Origin of the sequence: Streptomyces sp. NBC_00554, from assembly GCF_041431135.1 — a bacterium.
Classification (GTDB): domain Bacteria; phylum Actinomycetota; class Actinomycetes; order Streptomycetales; family Streptomycetaceae; genus Streptomyces.
Genome location: NZ_CP107799.1, coordinates 7,514,471 through 7,532,017 on the forward strand (window position 1 = coordinate 7,514,471; position 17,547 = coordinate 7,532,017).

The 17,547-nt window shown below is 69.9% G+C and carries 14 protein-coding genes; 7 read left to right on the forward strand and 7 right to left on the reverse strand.

The annotated features are described in order from the left end of the window. Positions 1–43 precede the first annotated feature (43 nt). On the forward strand, positions 44–1,630 hold the full coding sequence (locus OG266_RS33095) for a Na+/H+ antiporter (RefSeq protein WP_266465295.1): 1,587 nt from the start codon (positions 44–46) through the stop codon (positions 1,628–1,630). A gap of 204 nt (positions 1,631–1,834) precedes the next feature. Here OG266_RS33095 and OG266_RS33100 read toward each other — a convergent pair whose 3' ends face one another. Then, positions 1,835–2,950 carry a mechanosensitive ion channel family protein gene (locus tag OG266_RS33100; protein WP_371550174.1) on the reverse strand — a complete coding sequence of 372 codons (1,116 nt, stop codon included), beginning with the start codon at positions 2,948–2,950 and terminating at the stop codon, positions 1,835–1,837. A 132-nt stretch (positions 2,951–3,082) separates the two neighbouring features. On the opposite strand from OG266_RS33100, the gene OG266_RS33105 reads away from it, so the two are divergent. Beyond that, positions 3,083–3,652: a dienelactone hydrolase family protein gene (locus OG266_RS33105; RefSeq protein ID WP_371550175.1), complete on the forward strand. Its 570-nt coding sequence runs from the start codon at positions 3,083–3,085 to the stop codon at positions 3,650–3,652. A gap of 16 nt (positions 3,653–3,668) precedes the next feature. On the opposite strand, the gene OG266_RS33110 is transcribed toward OG266_RS33105, so the two are convergent. The 4 genes from OG266_RS33110 to OG266_RS33125 form a co-directional block, all read right to left on the reverse strand. Next, a complete protein-coding gene (locus tag OG266_RS33110) occupies positions 3,669–5,339 on the reverse strand; it encodes an alkaline phosphatase (RefSeq protein WP_371550177.1) in 1,671 nt (556 codons plus the stop codon). A 162-nt stretch (positions 5,340–5,501) separates the two neighbouring features. Beyond that, positions 5,502–6,314, reverse strand: coding sequence for a thioredoxin domain-containing protein (locus OG266_RS33115; RefSeq protein ID WP_266465308.1), 813 nt, complete (start codon positions 6,312–6,314; stop codon positions 5,502–5,504). A gap of 122 nt (positions 6,315–6,436) precedes the next feature. Continuing rightward, positions 6,437–7,126, reverse strand: coding sequence for a hypothetical protein (locus OG266_RS33120; RefSeq protein WP_371550179.1), 690 nt, complete (start codon positions 7,124–7,126; stop codon positions 6,437–6,439). 67 nt (positions 7,127–7,193) lie between these two features. Next, positions 7,194–8,522: a DUF2252 domain-containing protein gene (locus OG266_RS33125; protein WP_266465314.1), complete on the reverse strand. Its 1,329-nt coding sequence runs from the start codon at positions 8,520–8,522 to the stop codon at positions 7,194–7,196. A 270-nt stretch (positions 8,523–8,792) separates the two neighbouring features. On the opposite strand from OG266_RS33125, the gene dnaE reads away from it, so the two are divergent. Beyond that, positions 8,793–12,329, forward strand: coding sequence for a DNA polymerase III subunit alpha (gene dnaE, locus OG266_RS33130; RefSeq protein ID WP_371550181.1), 3,537 nt, complete (start codon positions 8,793–8,795; stop codon positions 12,327–12,329). 113 nt (positions 12,330–12,442) lie between these two features. Here the strand turns inward: dnaE and OG266_RS33135 are convergent, their stop codons facing one another. After that, complete coding sequence (locus OG266_RS33135) at positions 12,443–12,622, reverse strand: hypothetical protein (protein ID WP_266465318.1); 180 nt, start codon at positions 12,620–12,622, stop codon at positions 12,443–12,445. A gap of 224 nt (positions 12,623–12,846) precedes the next feature. On the opposite strand from OG266_RS33135, the gene OG266_RS33140 reads away from it, so the two are divergent. From OG266_RS33140 to OG266_RS33155, 4 genes are all read left to right on the forward strand, one after another. Next, positions 12,847–14,064 carry an NYN domain-containing protein gene (locus OG266_RS33140; protein WP_329548163.1) on the forward strand — a complete coding sequence of 406 codons (1,218 nt, stop codon included), beginning with the start codon at positions 12,847–12,849 and terminating at the stop codon, positions 14,062–14,064. Positions 14,065–14,116: 52 nt separating this feature from the next. Beyond that, entirely contained in the window at positions 14,117–15,142 is a 1,026-nt protein-coding gene (locus tag OG266_RS33145; protein WP_371550184.1) for an ABC transporter ATP-binding protein, read from the forward strand. A 124-nt stretch (positions 15,143–15,266) separates the two neighbouring features. Beyond that, entirely contained in the window at positions 15,267–16,088 is an 822-nt protein-coding gene (locus tag OG266_RS33150; protein ID WP_371550186.1) for an ABC transporter permease, read from the forward strand. A 34-nt stretch (positions 16,089–16,122) separates the two neighbouring features. Then, the gene (locus tag OG266_RS33155; protein ID WP_266465326.1) at positions 16,123–16,779 is read left to right on the forward strand and encodes an AAA family ATPase; all 657 of its coding nucleotides are present in this window, start codon (positions 16,123–16,125) and stop codon (positions 16,777–16,779) included. 253 nt (positions 16,780–17,032) lie between these two features. Here the strand turns inward: OG266_RS33155 and ybaK are convergent, their stop codons facing one another. Next, entirely contained in the window at positions 17,033–17,533 is a 501-nt protein-coding gene (ybaK, locus tag OG266_RS33160) for a Cys-tRNA(Pro) deacylase (RefSeq protein ID WP_371550189.1), read from the reverse strand. Positions 17,534–17,547 lie beyond the last annotated feature (14 nt).

A 17,547-nucleotide genomic window follows, 5' to 3' on the forward strand; every position in this document is an offset into this window, starting at 1 on the left:
CTGGATCTTCCTAGATCGCCCAGACCCCGCCGGAGCGTTGACCGTGGATCAGCTGGCCCTGTTGTTCGCGCTGTTGCTCGGGGCCGTGCTGAGCGTCCCGCTGGGAGACCGGCTGGGGCTGCCCGCGCCGGTGCTGATGACGCTTCTCGGGATCGTCCTCGCCGTGCTGGACTTCGTGCCCAACGTGGACATCCCGCCCGACCTGATCCTGCCCGCGCTACTGCCGCCACTGCTCTACGCCGCGGTACGGCGCACGTCATGGAGACAGTTCGCGGCCAACAAACGACCGATCTTCCTGCTGGCCGTGGCGCTGGTGTTCGTCACCACCGTGGCGGTGGCCATGGTCGCGAGCGCGATCGTGCCCGGGCTGCCGATCGCCGCCGCCGTGGCGCTCGGCGCCCTCGTCGCGCCACCCGACCCGGTCGCGGCGACCGCCGTCGCGGGACAACTCGGGCTGCCGCGACGACTGGTGTCGACCCTGGAGGGGGAAGGGCTCTTCAACGACGTGACGGCCATCGTGCTGTACCACGTCGCGATCGCCGCGGTGGTCAGCGGAAGCTTCTCGCCGTGGCAGGCCGGCCTCGACTTCGTACTGTCCGCCGTCATCGCGCTCGCCGTTGGGCTGGTGCTCGGCTGGGGCACGAACAAGCTGATGGGCCTGCTCGACGACGCCACGCTGCACATCGGTCTGACGCTGCTCGTGCCGTTCGCCGCCTACGTGCTCGCCGAGGAGCTGCACGGGTCCGGGGTGCTCGCGGTGCTCACCACGGCGCTGTTCCTGGCCGAGTACGCCACCGATGCCGACGACGTCCTGATCCGGCTCGCCGGGCAGTCGTTCTGGGACGTGGTGGACACACTGGTCACCGGGGTCGCGTTCGGGCTGATCGGACTCGAACTGCACAACGCGATCAGGACCGCCTCGGGGCGGTGGGGCGAGATGCTGGGGTGGGCCGGGGCGATCGTCGCCGTCGTCGTGCTCGTACGGCTGGCGTGGCTGCTGCCGGCGACCTGGCTGACCAAACGGCTGCACGCCAAACGGGACTACGACGAGGACATTCCGCTGTCCTGGCGCGAGACCGTCGTGATGTGGTGGGCGGGGATGCGAGGGGTCGCCTCCGTGGCCCTCGCGCTGGCGATTCCGCTGAAGACGGACGACGGATCGGCGTTCCCCGACCGGGACGAGATCGTGTTCATCGCGTTCGGGGTGATCATGGCGACGCTGGTGCTGCAGGGGCTGACGCTGCCCTGGATCGTCAAGAAGCTCGGAGTGCAGGCCGACACCAAGGCCGAGAAGGCCTTCGAGAGAGAGCTCGCGGTGCGCGCGGCGAAGGCCGCGCGGGGGAGGCTGAAGGAGATCGAGGCGGTGGAGGAGCTGCCGGACGAGGTGTCCGAGCAGTTGCGGCGGCGGGCGCTCGACATCGGGCTGCGGATCAGCCCGGATGTGGGGGAGGGAGAGCGCCGGGAGGGGCATGAGCACCGGGTCCGGCGGATCAAGAGACTCCGGCGGATTCAGGGGGAGATGATGAGCGCGGCTCGGCACGAGGTGCTGTCCGCGCGGAGTGAGCCGGGGGCGGATCCGGAGATCGTGGACCGGGTGCTGCGGCATCTGGATGTGCGTAGCTTGCGGTGACGCGGCGCTGGGCTTGGGCGGGTTCTCTCCCGCCCGCGCACCGCCCGCTTCTGCCTCGATGACAAGTGCACGTCTCCCGTGGGGGATTCTCGCCGTTGGCGGCTGCGGGTTCGTACGATCGGCTGTCGCCGTGGGCGTGCGGCCGCGGTCAGCCCCTGATCGGGCCCGTCCGCGGGTCAGCCTCTGTCCGGGCCCGTCCGCGGGTCAGCCCCTGCCCGGGCCTGTCCGTGGTGGCTCGTGGGCCCGGTCGCGGTTCGGGCGTGGTGGCTGGCCGTTGGTGTTGCCCGGTGGCAGGGCCGCGTCCGCCGTGTTGACGCGGGGGAGCGCGTAGGGGTGCTCCTCGGTCAGCCAGCGGATCATCTGTTCGCGGACCGTGACCCGTACCGTCCAGATGTCGTCCGCGTCCTTGGCGGTGACCAGGGCGCGTACCTCCATGGTGTTGGGTGTCGAGTCCGTGACGGCCAGTCCGTAGTCGCGGCCGTCCCAGGCCGGGCACTCGCGCAGGATGTCCCGCAGCTGCTCGCGCATCGCGTTCACGGGTGCGGAGTGGTCGACCTGGAAGAAGACGATGCCGGTCATCTGGGCGCTGCCGCGCGACCAGTTCTCGAAGGGCTTCGAGACGAAGTACGAGACCGGCATGGTGATCCGGCGCTCGTCCCACGTCCGTACCGTCAGGAACGTCAGCGTGATCTCGTCGACCGTGCCCCACTCGCCGTCCACCACGACCGTGTCACCGAGGCGCACCATGTCGCCGAAGGCGATCTGCAGCCCGGCGAACAGGTTGGCCAGCGTCGACTGGGCGGCGACACCGGCGACGATGCCGATGATGCCGGCCGAGGCCAGCAGGGAGGCACCGGCCGCACGCATCGCCGGGAACGTGAGCAGCATCGCGGCGACCGCCACCACGCCCACGATCGCGGAGACCACGCGCTGGATCAGCGTCACCTGCGTCCGCACCCGGCGGACCCGCGCCGGATCGCGGTGGGCGTTCGCGTAGCGCGAGTACGAGGTCTCGACGATCGCCGTCGCGATCCCCACGATCAGCCAGGCGGTGGACCCGATGAGGACCAGTGTCAGGATCCGGCCGACGTCGGCCGAGTACTCGCGGGCGATCTGGGCCTGGTCGTACGAGCCTCTCAGCAGGGCCACGCACAGGACGAACTGGAAGGGGACGCGGGCGCGGCGGAGCCGGCCCCACAGCCCGGTCTCGCTGTGCCGGGCGTCGGCCCGTCGCAGCAGGAGGTCGACGGCCCACCCGATGAGCAGTGTGAGCACGACCGAGCCACCAAGGACGATCAGAGGGCGCAGCACGTTCTCCATGCCTGAGACCGTAACCGGCCCGGGGGGTTCATGAACATGAGTTCCCGGTCAGGTCCGGGTCCAGGGCCGGGTCCGGTCCGACGTACGGCCTTGAGCAGGGCCTTGTCGGTGCCGGCTGGCACCATGGGGCTCATGAACATCATGCTCTTTCACTCGACCTACGGGCTCCGGCCCGCGGTGCGCGCCGCGGCGGACCGGCTGCGTGCGGCGGGCCACGAGGTGTGGACGCCCGACCTCTTCGAGGGGCGCACCTTCGAGACCGTGGAGGAGGGCATGGCCTTCAACGACGGGATCGGCAAGGACGAGCTGCTCAGACGCGCGGTGCTGGCCGCCGCGCCCTACTCCGACCGCGGCCTGGTGTACGCGGGATTCTCGCTCGGCGCCTCCGTCGCGCAGACCTTGGCGCTCGGCGACGAGAAGGCCCGCGGACTGGTGCTCCTGCACGGTACCTCGGACATCGCGGCGAGTGCGTCGGTGGACGAGCTGCCCGTCCAGCTGCATGTCGCCGAGCCCGACGCGTTCGAGACGGACGACTGGCTGAGCTCCTGGTACCTGCAGATGCGCAGAGCCGGGGCCGACGTGGAGATCTATCGGTACGCCGGTGCGGGGCACTTGTACACCGACCCCGACCTTCCCGACTACGACGCGGAGGCCGCCGAGGCCACCTGGAAGGTGGCGCTCGGCTTCCTCGACAGTCTGTGACCGGCTACTGGCGCCGTCACACCGGGTCGTATGTCCGCTCCACCTTCTGCGTGCCGCTGCGGGTGCGGTACGAACGGGCCCAGGACGAGGTCGCGTTCGCCTTCGTGCGGTCGGAGAGGACGTAGAAGTCCATCTGCGCGCGGTCGGCGGTGATGTCCAGGACGCCGTAGCCGTGGCGGTCGGTGTCGACCCAGTGGACGTGCCGGTTGGCGGCGCGGATGATCGGCGCGGCGATGGCCGAGACGGAGCCCTCGGGGACCTTGACGATGTCGTCGAGGTTGTCGGAGGTGACCGAGGTGACGACGAACTCCGTGGCGGCCGACGCGGACAGCGGGTACGTTCCGGCGTTCACCGGCACGTCGTTGGCCCAGGCCATGTGGATGTCGCCGGTCAGGAACACCGTGTTGCGGATCGCGTTGGACCGCAGGTGGGCCAGGATCTCGCGGCGGTCGTCCGTGTAGCCGTCCCACTGGTCGGTGTTGAGGGCCAGGCCCTCCTTGGGGAGGCCGAGCAGCTCGGCGAGCGGCTTGAGGAGGTCGGCGGCGAGCGAGCCGATGGCGAACGGCGAGATCATCACCGAGTTTCCGACCAGCCGCCAGGTGGTGTCGGAGGCCTTGAGCCCCGACTTCAGCCAGTCGAGCTGGGCCCGGCCGGTGAGCGTACGGTCCGGGTCGTCTACCGAGCCGCTGCCCGTGGACGCCTGCTGGGAGCGGAAGGACCGCAGGTCGAGCAGCGAGAGGTCGGCGAGCTTGCCGAAGCGGAGGCGGCGGTAGGTGGTGCCCGCGATCGCGGGGCGCACCGGCATCCACTCGAAGTAGGCCTGCTTCGCGGCGGCCTGGCGCGCGGACCAGGTGCCCTCCGTGCCCTCGGTGTGGTTCTCGGCGCCGCCCGACCAGGCGTCGTTGGCGAACTCGTGGTCGTCCCAGATGGCGACGACCGGGGCTGCGACGTGCAGGGCCTGGAGGTCGGGGTCGGTCTTGTAACGCCCGTGCCGGGTGCGGTAGTCGGCGAGGGTGGTGATCTCGTTGGCCGGTGCGTGCGGGCGTACGACGGTGTCGCGGGTGCCGTACTCGCCGGTCGCGTACTCGTAGATGTAGTCGCCGAGATGCAGCCAGGCGTCCAGGTCGCCGCGTGCCGCGAGATGGCGGTACGAAGAGAAGTAGCCCGCCTCCCAGTTGGCGCAGGAGACCACGCCGAAGCGCAGGCCGGTCACGGCGGCGTCGGCCGCCGGGGCGGTGCGGGTGCGGGCGGCGGGTGAGTCGGTGCCGCCGGCGGAGAAGCGGAACCAGTAGTCGGTGGCCGGCCGCAGGCCCCGGATGTCCGCCTTCACGGTGTGGTCGGAGGCGGCGGACGCGGTGGTGGATCCCTTGGCGACGACCGAGCCGAACGCCTTGTCGGCGGCGACGGTCCAGCTCACCTCGGTGTCCGGGCCGAGCCCGGAGCCGGGTATCGCCTCGGCGGTCGGCGTCACCCGGGTCCACAGCAGAATGCCGTCGGGCAGCGGGTCCCCGGAGGCGACACCGTGGAGGAAGGCGGGGGCCTCGGTGGCGGCGCGGGCCGGGAGGGCGGCGGCCAGGGGGCCGGCGAGGACGGCGGTGGCGGCCGCGGCCTTGACGACCGTACGGCGGCGCGGGGCGCGGGAGTTGACGGCGCCCGAGGGGTCGGATGATCTGAAGCGACTGGTCACGAGCGAGCAGGTTACCGGCCAGTACAAGACAAGAGCGGGCGAACTCCGAAAAGTTCGCCCGCTCTTCGACTGCTGGACCTGTGAGGCGCGCAGAGTCCGCGGACCTTGAGCCCGAAGGACCTGCCAGGCCCTCGAAGTGCGGACATTGAGCCCGCTGGGCCGTCAGGCCTTGAGCGCCGCGTCGATCGCCGTGGTGAAGTCGGCCACCGTCATCGGGGCGTTCTGGCCGTCGGAGCCGGTGAGCGTCTTGCCGTCCATCTTCAGGGTCGGCGTGCCCGTCACTCCGCTGTCGTCGAACTTCGCGGACATCGTCAGCGCCCACTTGTCGTAGGTGCCGTCCTTGACGGCCGTCTGGAACTTGGTGTTGTTCTTCAGCGCGGAGACGGTGTCCGCCACCTTGATCAGGTAGGAGTCGTCCTTGAACTTGTCGTCGGTCTCCTCGGGGTGGTACTTCGTCGAGTACAGCGCGGTCTTGTACTCGAGGAAGGCCTCGGGGCTGACGTTCAGCGCGGCGCCCAGAGCGCTGAGCGCGTTCTTGGAGCCCTCACCGGACAGGCTGTTGTCGAGGAACGTGGCGCCGATGTACTGGACCTTGTAGTCGCCGGCCTCGATGCCCTTGTCGACGGTCGCGCCGACGGTCTGCTCGAACTGGGCGCAGATCGGGCAGCGCGGGTCCTCGTACATCTCGAGGGTCTTCTTGGCGGTGCTCTTGCCGATGACGACCGTCGTGCCGTTCGTGCCCGTGGTGTTGGCCGGCTTGACGAGCTTGTCGTCCTTCGCGGCCTCCCAGTAGCCGGGCTTGTTGCCCTGCACGACCGCGTAGCTGATGCCGCCGGCTATCGCGAGGACGCCGACGATGGAGCAGGCGACGATGACCTGGCGCTTGACCTTGTTGCGCTTGGCCTGGCGCTCGCGCTCGACGCGCAGTCGCTCACGGGCCGCCGTCTTCGCGGCCTTGCTGTTCCGCTGGCTCATGTTGGTGATCTCCATGTGGGACGCGCACACGTCGTACGCGGGATACGTATGGGGGACTGCTGGTGCTCAGGTGCTGTCGCTCAGGCGGGGTTGCTTGCGCCGGCTTGCTTACGCGGGCTTGCTCACGCGAAAGCGACGGAGCTCGGCGGTCCGCGCCGTCCCAGGGAGTGCACGAACAGGCGCGTGCGGGCGGTGGCGGCCCGGCGCGTGGGGCGTGCCGGCCGGCGTACCGGGGCGAGCAGCCGTACCGTCACCGCGGCGACCGCGATCAGCAGCGGCCGGAAGGTGGACGCGGCCGCCGCGCGCAGCAGCTGCTCGAGCGCCCGCTCGCCGCGGCGCAGCCAGGCGGCGGCGAGGAGTCCGACGCCGATGTGCGCGCCGAGCAGCAGCCAGGCGGCGGTCGGGTCGGCGTGGGTGAGCAGGGCGGCGGCGCGGTCGCCGCCGGTGCCGGTCACCCGGGCCAGCGGGGTGCCCACGGCGCCCCCGCCGCACAGCACGTCGAAACCGACCGAGCGCAGCGGACCCGCGACCGGGCCGCCCGCCCTGCCGTAACAGACGTGCTGGCCCGTGGTGAAGACGGTGTCGGCGGCCAGCTCCAGCGGTATCAGCAGGGCGGCGATCCGCCCGAAGCCGCGCTTGCGGCCCCCCAGGGCGTAGGCGAGGACGAAGACGGCGGCGGCGATCACGGCCACCGTCCCCATCGGCAGCGGAACCCGGGACAGCAGCACGTGCGACGCGGTGCTGAGCGTCACGACCATGGCCGTGAACAGCGCCGCGCGTACGGCTCTGAGCTGGGTCCCGGATATGTCCATAGCGGGGAGAGTGTGTCACGAGCTCCTGTAAGGGACCCCTAAAGGGACCCTGTCAGTTAGCCGCCCGCTACAGACCCGGAATCCGTCCGTTACGGAACAGGTCCACGAAGATCTGGTGGTCGGCACGCGCGCGTGCGCCGTAGCTGTGCGCGAAGTCCTCCAGGAGGCCCGTGAAACCGTCCTCGTCGGCCGCGATCGCCGCGTCGATGGCACGCTCGGTGGAGAACGGCACCAGCTCCGAGTGGCCGCTCTCGTCGTCCGCCGCGGCGTGCATCGTGGCCGTGGCCCGGCCGAGGTCCGCGACGACCGCGGCGATCTCCTCCGGGTCGTCGATGTCGCCCCAGTCCAGGTCCACCGCGTACGGCGACACCTCGGCGACCAGCTGGCCCGCGCCGTCCAGCTCGGTCCAGCCCAGCCACGGGTCGGCGTGTGCCTGGAGGGCGCGCTGGGAGATCACGGTGCGGTGGCCCTCGTGCTGGAAGTAGTCGCTGATCGAGGAGTCCGTGATGTGCCGGGAGACGGCCGGGGTCTGGGCCTGCTTGATGTAGATCACCACATCGTTCTCCAGGGCGTCGGTGGCGCCCTCCAGAAGGATGTTGTACGACGGCAGCCCCGCCGAGCCGATACCGATGCCGCGCCGGCCGACCACGTCCTTCACCCGGTAGGAGTCCGGGCGGCTCAGCGAGGACTCCGGCAGCGTCTCCAGATAGCCGTCGAAGGCCGCGAGCACCTTGTAGCGGGTCGCCGCGTCCAGCTCGATGGAGCCGCCGCCGGGCGCGAAGCGGCGCTCGAAGTCACGGATCTCGGTCATCGAGTCCAGCAGTCCGAAGCGGGTCAGCGAGCGGGCGTCGCGCAGCGCGTCCAGGAGCGGGCCCTCGGCGGTGTCCAGCGTGAAGGGCGGCACCTCGTCGCTCTTGGCGCCGGTGGCGAGGGCGTGGATGCGCTCCCGGTAGGCGGCCGCGTAGGTGCGCACCAGCCCGCTGATCTGCTCGTCGCTGAGCGCCTTGGCGTAGCCGAGCAGCGCGACGGAGGCGGCGAAGCGCTTGAGGTCCCAGGTGAAGGGGCCGACGTACGCCTCGTCGAAGTCGTTCACGTTGAAGATCAGGCGGCCCTGGGCGTCCATGTACGTGCCGAAGTTCTCGGCGTGCAGGTCGCCGTGGATCCACACGCGCGAGGTGCGCTCGTCCAGGTACGGGCCGCCCCGCCTCTCCTGCTCCAGGTCGTAGTAGAACAGGCCCGCGGTGCCCCGGTAGAAGGCGAAGGCGGAGGCCGCCATCTTGCGGAACTTCACGCGGAACGCGGCCGGGTCGGCGGCCAGGAGCTCGCCGAAGGCGGTGTCGAAGACGGCGAGGATCTGCTCGCCGCGTTGCTCGTCGCTGAGCTGCGGGACCGACATCGCTGGGTGCCTCCTGGTGCAGGTGGTGCATGACGTGTGGGACATGTGCGGCGTCCGCCGGGAAGGGCTGCTTCCGTCCAGTTCCAACGGACGAAGGTACGCGGGAGTGCCCGGATCACCCGGACGAAGGTACGCGCTCGGTGGACGAGTACCCGCATGAAGGTACGTGTGATCTGCCGCCGAGTGTCAGTGCCCCGGCATAGACTTCGACGCTGTCCCCCCAGACTGTCCGCAGCCTGTCGCCCAGTGTTTCCTCAGGAGGCCGAAGCCGTGTCAAAGCCGCCGTTCACGCACCTGCACGTCCACACCCAGTACTCACTGCTGGACGGTGCCGCGCGGCTCAAGGACATGTTCAATGCCTGCAATGAGATGGGCATGACGCACATCGCCATGAGCGACCACGGCAACCTGCACGGGGCGTACGACTTCTTCCACACGGCGAAGAAAATGGGCGTCACACCGATCATCGGCATCGAGGCGTACGTCGCCCCGGAGTCCCGGCGCAACAAGCGCAAGATCCAGTGGGGCCAGCCGCACCAGAAGCGCGACGACGTGTCCGGTTCGGGTGGTTACACCCACAAGACGATCTGGGCGGCGAACAGTACGGGCCTGCACAACCTCTTCAAGCTCTCCTCGGACGCGTACGCCGAGGGCTGGCTGCAGAAGTGGCCGCGCATGGACAAGGAGACGATCTCCAAGTGGTCGGAGGGGCTCATCGCCTCCACCGGCTGTCCTTCCGGTGAGCTCCAGACGCGCCTTCGCCTCGGCCAGGCCGACGAGGCTCTGAAGGCGGCCGCCGAGTACCAGGACATCTTCGGCAAGGACCGGTACTTCCTGGAGCTGATGGACCACGGCATCGAGATCGAGCGCCGGGTCCGCGACGGCCTCCTGGAGATCGGCAAGAAGCTCGGCATCCCGCCGCTGGTGACGAACGACTCGCACTACACGTACGCGCACGAGGCGACCGCCCACGACGCGCTGCTGTGCATCCAGACCGGCAAGAACCTCTCCGACCCGGACCGCTTCCGCTTCGACGGCACCGGCTACTACCTGAAGTCCACGGACGAGATGTACGCCGTGGACTCCTCGGACGCCTGGCAGGAGGGCTGTGCGAACACCCTCCTGGTGGCCGAGCAGATCGACACGGCCGGCATGTTCGAGGCGAAGAACCTCATGCCGAAGTTCGACATCCCGGAGGGGTTCACCGAGGTCACCTGGTTCAAGGAGGAGGTTCGCCTCGGGATGAACCGCCGCTTCCCCGGCGGCGTCCCGGACGACCGGCAGAAGCAGGTCGAGTACGAGATGGACGTCATCATCCAGATGGGGTTCCCGGGGTACTTCCTCGTCGTCGCCGACTTCATCATGTGGGCCAAGAAGCAGGGCATCGCGGTGGGCCCGGGCCGTGGTTCGGCGGCCGGTTCGATCGTCGCGTACGCCATGGGCATCACCGACCTCGACCCGATCCCGCACGGTCTGATCTTCGAGCGGTTCCTCAACCCCGAGCGCGTCTCCATGCCCGACGTCGACATCGACTTCGACGAGCGCAGGCGCGTCGAAGTGATCAGGTATGTGACGGAGAAGTACGGCGCCGACAAGGTCGCCATGATCGGCACGTACGGAAAGATCAAGGCGAAGAACGCCATCAAGGACTCCGCGCGCGTCCTTGGCTACCCGTACGCGATGGGCGACCGGCTCACCAAGGCGATGCCCGCGGACGTCCTCGGCAAGGGCATCGACCTCAGCGGCATCACCGATCCCGCGCACCCGCGCTACGGCGAGGCCGGCGAGATCCGCGCGATGTACGAGAACGAGCCGGACGTGAAGAAGGTCATCGACACCGCCAAGGGCGTCGAGGGCCTGGTCCGGCAGATGGGCGTGCACGCCGCCGGCGTCATCATGTCCAGCGAGCCCATTGTCGACCACGCCCCGGTGTGGGTGCGGCACACGGACGGCGTGACCATCACGCAGTGGGACTACCCGCAGTGCGAGTCGCTCGGCCTGCTGAAGATGGACTTCCTGGGCCTGCGCAACCTGACGATCATGGACGACGCCGTCAAGATGGTGAAGTCCAACAAGGGCGTCGACCTCGACCTGCTGGCCCTGCCGCTCGACGACCCCAAGACCTTCGAACTCCTCCAGCGCGGCGAGACCCTCGGCGTCTTCCAGTTCGACGGCGGCCCCATGCGCTCGCTGCTGCGCCTGATGAAGCCCGACAACTTCGAAGACATCTCCGCCGTCTCGGCGCTCTACCGTCCCGGCCCGATGGGCATGGACTCGCACACGAACTACGCGCTCCGCAAGAACAAGCTGCAGGAGATCACGCCGATCCACAAGGAGCTGGAGGAGCCCCTCCAGGAGGTTCTGGCGGTCACCTACGGCCTGATCGTCTACCAGGAGCAGGTGCAGAAGGCCGCCCAGATCATCGCCGGGTACTCGCTCGGCGAGGCCGACATCCTGCGCCGCGTGATGGGCAAGAAGAAGCCCGACGAGCTGGCGAAGAACTTCACCATCTTCCAGGCGGGCGCCAAGAAGAACGGCTACAGCGACGAGGCCATCCAGGGCCTGTGGGACGTCCTGGTCCCCTTCGCCGGATACGCGTTCAACAAGGCGCACTCCGCCGCGTACGGCCTGGTCTCGTACTGGACCGCGTACCTGAAGGCGAACTATCCCGCCGAGTACATGGCGGGGCTGCTCACCTCGGTCAAGGACGACAAGGACAAGTCCGCGGTCTATCTCAACGAGTGCCGGCGCATGGGCATCAAGGTGCTCCCGCCGAACGTGAATGAGTCCGAGCAGAACTTCGCCGCGCAGGGCGACGACGTGATCCTCTTCGGCCTCTCCGCCGTCCGCAACGTCGGTACGAACGTGGTCGAGTCGATCATCAGGAGCCGCAAGGCCAAGGGGAAGTACGGCTCGTTCCCCGACTACCTCGACAAGGTCGAAGCGGTCGCCTGCAACAAGCGGACCACCGAATCGCTGATCAAGGCGGGCGCGTTCGACACGATGGGGCACACCCGCAAGGGCCTCACCGCGCAGTTCGAGCCGATGATCGACAACGTGGTGGCGGTCAAGCGCAAGGAGGCCGAGGGACAGTTCGACCTCTTCGGGGGTGGCGACGAGGACACCAGCGAGCCCGGCTTCGGACTCGACGTCGAGTTCACCACCGACGAGTGGGACAAGGTCTATCTGCTCGCCCAGGAGCGGGAGATGCTCGGTCTGTACGTCTCCGACCACCCGCTCTTCGGTCTGGAGCACGTGCTGTCCGACAAGGCGGACGCGGGCATCTCGCAGCTCACCGGAGGTGAGCACGCGGACGGCGCGGTGGTGACCATCGGCGGTATCATCTCGGGCCTCCAGCGCAAGATGACCAAGCAGGGCAACGCCTGGGCCATTGCCACGGTGGAGGACCTCGCCGGTTCCATCGAGTGCATGTTCTTCCCGGCGACCTACCAGCTGGTGTCGACCCAACTCGTCGAGGACGCCGTGGTGTTCGTCAAGGGACGCCTCGACAAGCGCGAGGACGTGCCGCGTCTGGTCGCGATGGAACTCCAGGTCCCGGACCTGTCGAACGCGGGCACCAACGCGCCGGTGATCCTCACCATCCCGGCCACCCGGATCACCCCGCCGATGGTGAGCCGGCTCGGTGAGATCCTCAGCCACCACAAGGGCGAGAGCGAGGTCCGCATCAGGCTCCAAGGCCCGACCAAGACCACGGTTCTGCGGCTCGACCGGCACCGGGTGAAGCCGGATCCGGCGCTCTTCGGTGACCTGAAGGTGCTGCTCGGTCCGTCCTGCCTGGCCGGCTGACACATCCGGTTGCTCGGCGTACGCGAAGGGCGCATCCGAATCCGGATGCGCCCTTCGGTGTGTGCCTGGGCCTCAGCAGCCCCGTGGGGGCTTCAACAGCCCTGTGCAGGGCCTCAGTTGTGGCCGAAGCGCTTCTGGTGCTTACGGGCAACATCCGCGGGGCTGCCCTGGGCCTGCGGCATCGGCGACTGCTGCGCCTCTGTCGAGGACCGTTCGGCCTGCTCCTGCGCACGCTCGGCCTGCGAGGAGCGGTCCTGCTGGCCGCCCTGCTTGCGGTTCTTGTTCTTGGCCATGGTGATTGCCTCCTACGGGGGTTTCTAGGGGCCAGGGCCGGGACCAGACTCACATAGGCTGAGAAGTGGCGCATTTCGGAGAATTACCGTGCGTAATAAGCCCTGTCGGAGGGTGATACTCCGATCCGCCACGCCGAAGATCGAGTTCCGGCCGTTAACCTCCGCGAGGTCGGGCAGACTCGAAGGAAGCCCAAAGCAAACCTCCCGGAAAGAGGGTGGACCGCGTGGACCGCTGCATCGTCCTGGTGGACGCCGGGTATCTGCTCGGGGCTGCTGCCAGCCTTCTCGCCGGGGACTCCTCCCGTTCCCGGATCACCGTCGACCACGCCGCTCTCATCCAGGGCCTGCGCGAACGCGCCGAATCCGATACGGAACGGCCGCTGTTGCGCATCTACTGGTTCGACGGCGCCCCCGACCGCGTGCCGCAGCCGGAGCACCGCAGACTGCGCGTGATGCCACGTGTCACGGTGCGGCTGGGTGCCCTGACCCGTAGCGACGGGCGGTGGGCGCAGAAGGGCGTCGACGCCGCCATGCACGCCGAGCTGACCGAGCTGGCCCGCAACCGGGCCTGCTCCGACATTGTCCTGGTGACCGGCGACGGCGATCTGCTGCCGGGCATGATGGCGGCCAAGGAGCACGGGGTCGCCGTACACCTGTGGGCCGTGCAGGCGGCCGACGGGGACTACAACCAGTCCGAGGACCTGGTGGCCGAGGCCGACGAGCGCCGCGTGCTCGACCGGACCTGGATCACCAAGGCCGTACGCGCCAAGGAGCTCGGCGGGATCTGCGCGCCGCAGCCCGCGCCGCGCCCCGAGATCGCCGCTATCCTCTCCGCGCCGCTGCCTGAGTCGGCGCATGCCGCCGCGGCCGAGCGGTCGGCGGCGGAGGCGGAGCACGGCCCGGCGGCCGAGTCGCCGAACGGCACCGAGGAGCGGGTGCCCGCGCCCAAGGGCGTACCCACCCCGAAGGACCTGGCCGCGCTGCGCGGGCCCGGCACGCAGCCCGCCCAGCATCCCGCGAGCGCGACCCTGCGCTGGTCCTCCGACAAGGGCTGGGTCGAACGCCCCGGGGGCGCCGCGGAGTCTGCGGAGGCCGCCTCGCTGCCCACGCTCGCCCAGCTCACCTCCGCCGAGCAGCGCTGGGCCGACCGCGAGGAGGACATCACCACGGTCGGCGGTGATCCCTACGAGGTGGGGCAGGTCTTCGCGCGCCGCTGGATGGAGCGGCTCACCGACCAGAGCCATCTGCAGAAGCTGTCCGCGATGTATCCCCGCGTTCCGCACCGGGTGGACGGCGAACTGCTGCGCTACGCGGCCCGCTTCGGGCTGCTCACGCACAAGGACGACCAGATCGACGAGCACGACCGGTACGCGATCCGGGCGGGGTTCTGGCGCGAGATCGACGTGCGTACGGCGGCGGAACACGCGCCCGTGGGGGAGTGAGCCGAGGCCCCGAGCGCATAACGGGGCATCGGACCCCGTAGTCTCGTTCATCGTGAGTACGCGCACGGCAGGGGCAGTCCGCAACGGGCACAGGGGTGATGTCGTGTGCTTGGTGCGCGGTCTCACCAAGACCTACCCGGCCGCGCGCGGACGACGCGGCACTCCCGGTACGCCGGAGGTGCGGGCCAACGACGGGGTACGCCTCGACGTCCGGCGCGGTGAGATCTTCGGGCTGCTCGGGCCGAACGGCGCCGGCAAGACGACCCTCGTACGGCAGCTGACCGGGCTGCTGCGTCCCGACAGCGGCAGCGTGGAGATCCTCGGGCACGACATCGTGCGCCACCCCGAGCGGGCGGCGCGGCTCCTCGCGTACCTCGGGCAGGAGTCCACCGCCCTCGACGAGCTGACCGTGTCGCTCGCCGCGGAGACGACCGCGCGCCTTCGCGGGCTCGAGCTGCGTGCGGCGCGGGCCGAGCGGGACGCCGTACTCGACGAGCTCGGCCTCACCTCGATCGCCTCCCGACCCCTGAAGAAGCTCTCCGGCGGACAGCGGCGCCTCGCCTGCCTCGCCACCGCGCTCGTGGGGGAGCGGCCGCTGCTCGTCCTCGACGAACCGACCACCGGCATGGACCCCGTCGCCCGCCGAGCCGTCTGGGCCGCCGTCGACCGGCGGCGGGCCGAGCACGACACGACCGTCCTGCTGGTCACCCACAACGTCATCGAGGCCGAGACCGTCCTCGACCGGGTCGCCGTCCTCGACCGGGGCCGGGTCATCGCCTGCGACACCCCGGCCGGGCTGAAGGAGCAGGTCGCGGGCGCGGTACGGGTCGAACTGGTCTGGCGTGAGCGTGCCCCGCTCGATGTTCCCGAGGTCGCCGCGCTGCGCGAGCACGCCGTCGAGTCCGGGCGGCGCTGGACCCTGCGGCTCGCCCCCGAGGAGGCCCGCGCGGTCGTCGCCACGGTCACCGGAGGCGCCGCCTTCGCCGCCCTGGACGACTTCACGCTGGCCACGCCGAGCCTGGAGGACGTGTATCTGGCGCTCGGCGGCGACACCACGCAAGGGTTGGTGAAGGCTTGAGGGTCTTGAGTGTGCGGGGCGCGGGATCCGTACGGGAGTCTGTACAGGAGCTCGCATGGACGGGGCGGAGCTTCGTGGGCCTCGAGAACAGGACTGCTGCCGGAGTGAAGAGGAGCAGCTCGACGTGAGTGTCGTACCCGCTGAGGTGCTGCCGGGCAGTGCGCTGCCCGTGGCCGAGGACGTCTGCGATGCCGCGGAACTGGGGCCTCGTGCGCGGCTGTGGCCGTCGCTGGCCGCCGTGTACCGGGCGCAGCTGTCCCGGGCGCGCGTCGCGCGGATCCCGCTGCTGTTCGTGGCCACCTTCCAGTCCATCGGGATCATGATCCTGATGCGGGGAGTGGTGGACGGCGGCGGTGAGGCGCAGGCCGTGGTGGCGGGGTCGTCGGTGCTCGTCGTGGCCTTCGTCGCCCTCAATCTTCTGGCCCAGTACTTCGGACAGCTGCGCGCGAGCGGCGGGCTCGACCACTACGCGACGCTGCCCGTGCCACCGGCCGCCGTCGTGCTCGGCGCCGCGGGCGCGTACGCCTCCTTCACCGTGCCCGGGACCATCGCCACCGCCGTCTGCGGCTGCCTGCTCTTCGGGCTGCCGATGGCCAACCTGTGGGTGCTCGTCCTGGTGATCCCGCTCTCGGGCGCCGCGCTCGCCGGGCTCGGGGCGGCCTTCGGGCTGCTCGCGTCGCGACCCGAACTCGCCACGCTCCTTGGGCAGTTGGGGATGTCGGCGGCGTTGCTGCTTGGGGTGCTGCCGGCGGACCGGTTGCCGACGGTCGTGCAGTACGGGCGGGATCTGCTGCCCTCGACGTACGGGGTCGACGCTCTCGCGCGGAGCTTCGACGCGCATCCCGACTGGGCCCTCGTCCTCGGTGACCTCGGCGTCTGCGCGGGTGTCGGGGTGGCCTCGCTGGCCCTCGCGACCTGGGCGTACCGCCGGGCGGCCGTCCGGTGACGCGGCTGACAGGCGGGCCTGGCACGATGTCAGGGTGACCGCTCCGCTGACTCCGCCTCCGCCGCCGCATCATCAGCCCTCGCACGACCCCTGGCAGGTTCCGCCTGCCAATGGTGTGGTGGAGGCCGCCGGATATGAACAGGACGGCCCCGGGATGAAGACCGAAGTGCGCGAGGCCGCCGTGATCGCGGTGGCCGTGGCGCTCGGCGGGGTGCTGCTCGGGGTGCTGTGGTGGTGGCTGGCACCTTCGGTGCCGCTGATCGCGGACGACACCGCGGTGTACCTCAAGGACACCGAGGGGGAGCAGGCCATCGGGGTCGACGGAACGTTCACTCTGCTGGCGCTGGCGTTCGGTGCGGTGAGTGCGTTGGCCGTGTTCCTGTGGCGGCGGCGCGGGGGTGTTCCGCTGGTCGTCGCTCTCGCGGTCGGCGGGGTGCTCGGGTCGCTGCTCGCGTGGCGGATCGGGATCTGGCTCGGGCCCACCCAGGACGTGGTCGCGCACGCCAAGGAAGTGGGCAAGGACGTCATCTTCTCCGCGCCGTTGAAGCTGGGTGCGAAGGGGGCGATGCTGGCGTGGTCCCTGTCGGCCCTTGTGGTGCACCTCGGGCTGACCGCGCTGTTCGGGCCGCGGGATCCTGATCCGTATCTGAGCCCGTACGAGGCTGCGCCGCCGGTGCCTCCGGCGGGGTGACCGGCAGGTGGGGGGTGGGGGTGGGTTTTTCGCCCCCTCCGCCCCTACCCGTCCCTTGTTCCCGGGGCTCCGCCCCAGACCCCGCTCCTCAAACGCCGGAGGGGCTGAAAATCAAACGCCGGAGGGGCTGAAAATCTTCACGCCGGCCGGTGGCCGTGGTTGGAGCGGCCCTTCCTGATGCGCCATTTGCGTTTTCTTGTTTTCTTCGACATGCCCTTCGTGCTTAGCCGAGGACGGGGTGTTCGTCGAGGGGTCACGCACGGCCGATGGGGGCGGCGACCGCTTCCGTGAGATCGGTCAGGTCGGAGGGGGAGAGCTCCACCTCCAGGCCGCGGCGGCCCGCCGAGACGCAGATCGTGGTGTGGGCGGCGGCCGAGGCGTCGAGGACCGTGGGGAGCTTCTTGCGCTGGCCGAGGGGGGAGATGCCGCCGCGGACGTACCCCGTGGTGCGCTCGGCCGCCGCCGGGTCCGCCATCGAGGCACGCTTGCCGCCGACCGCCGTGGCCAGCGCCTTCAGGTCGAGGGAGCCGGCCACCGGGACGACCGCGACGACGAGGGCGCCGTCGACGTCCGCCACCAGCGTCTTGAAGACACGGTCGGGGGAGACGCCCATCGCCTCGGCGGCCTCCTCGCCGTACGAGGGGTGCGCGGGGTCGTGTTCGTAGGCGTGGACCGTGTACGGGACACCCGCCGCCGTCAGAGCCACGGTCGCCGGGGTGCCCCCGGCCTGCTGCTTCTTCGACTTCTTCGCCAAGGTGCCGATGCCTT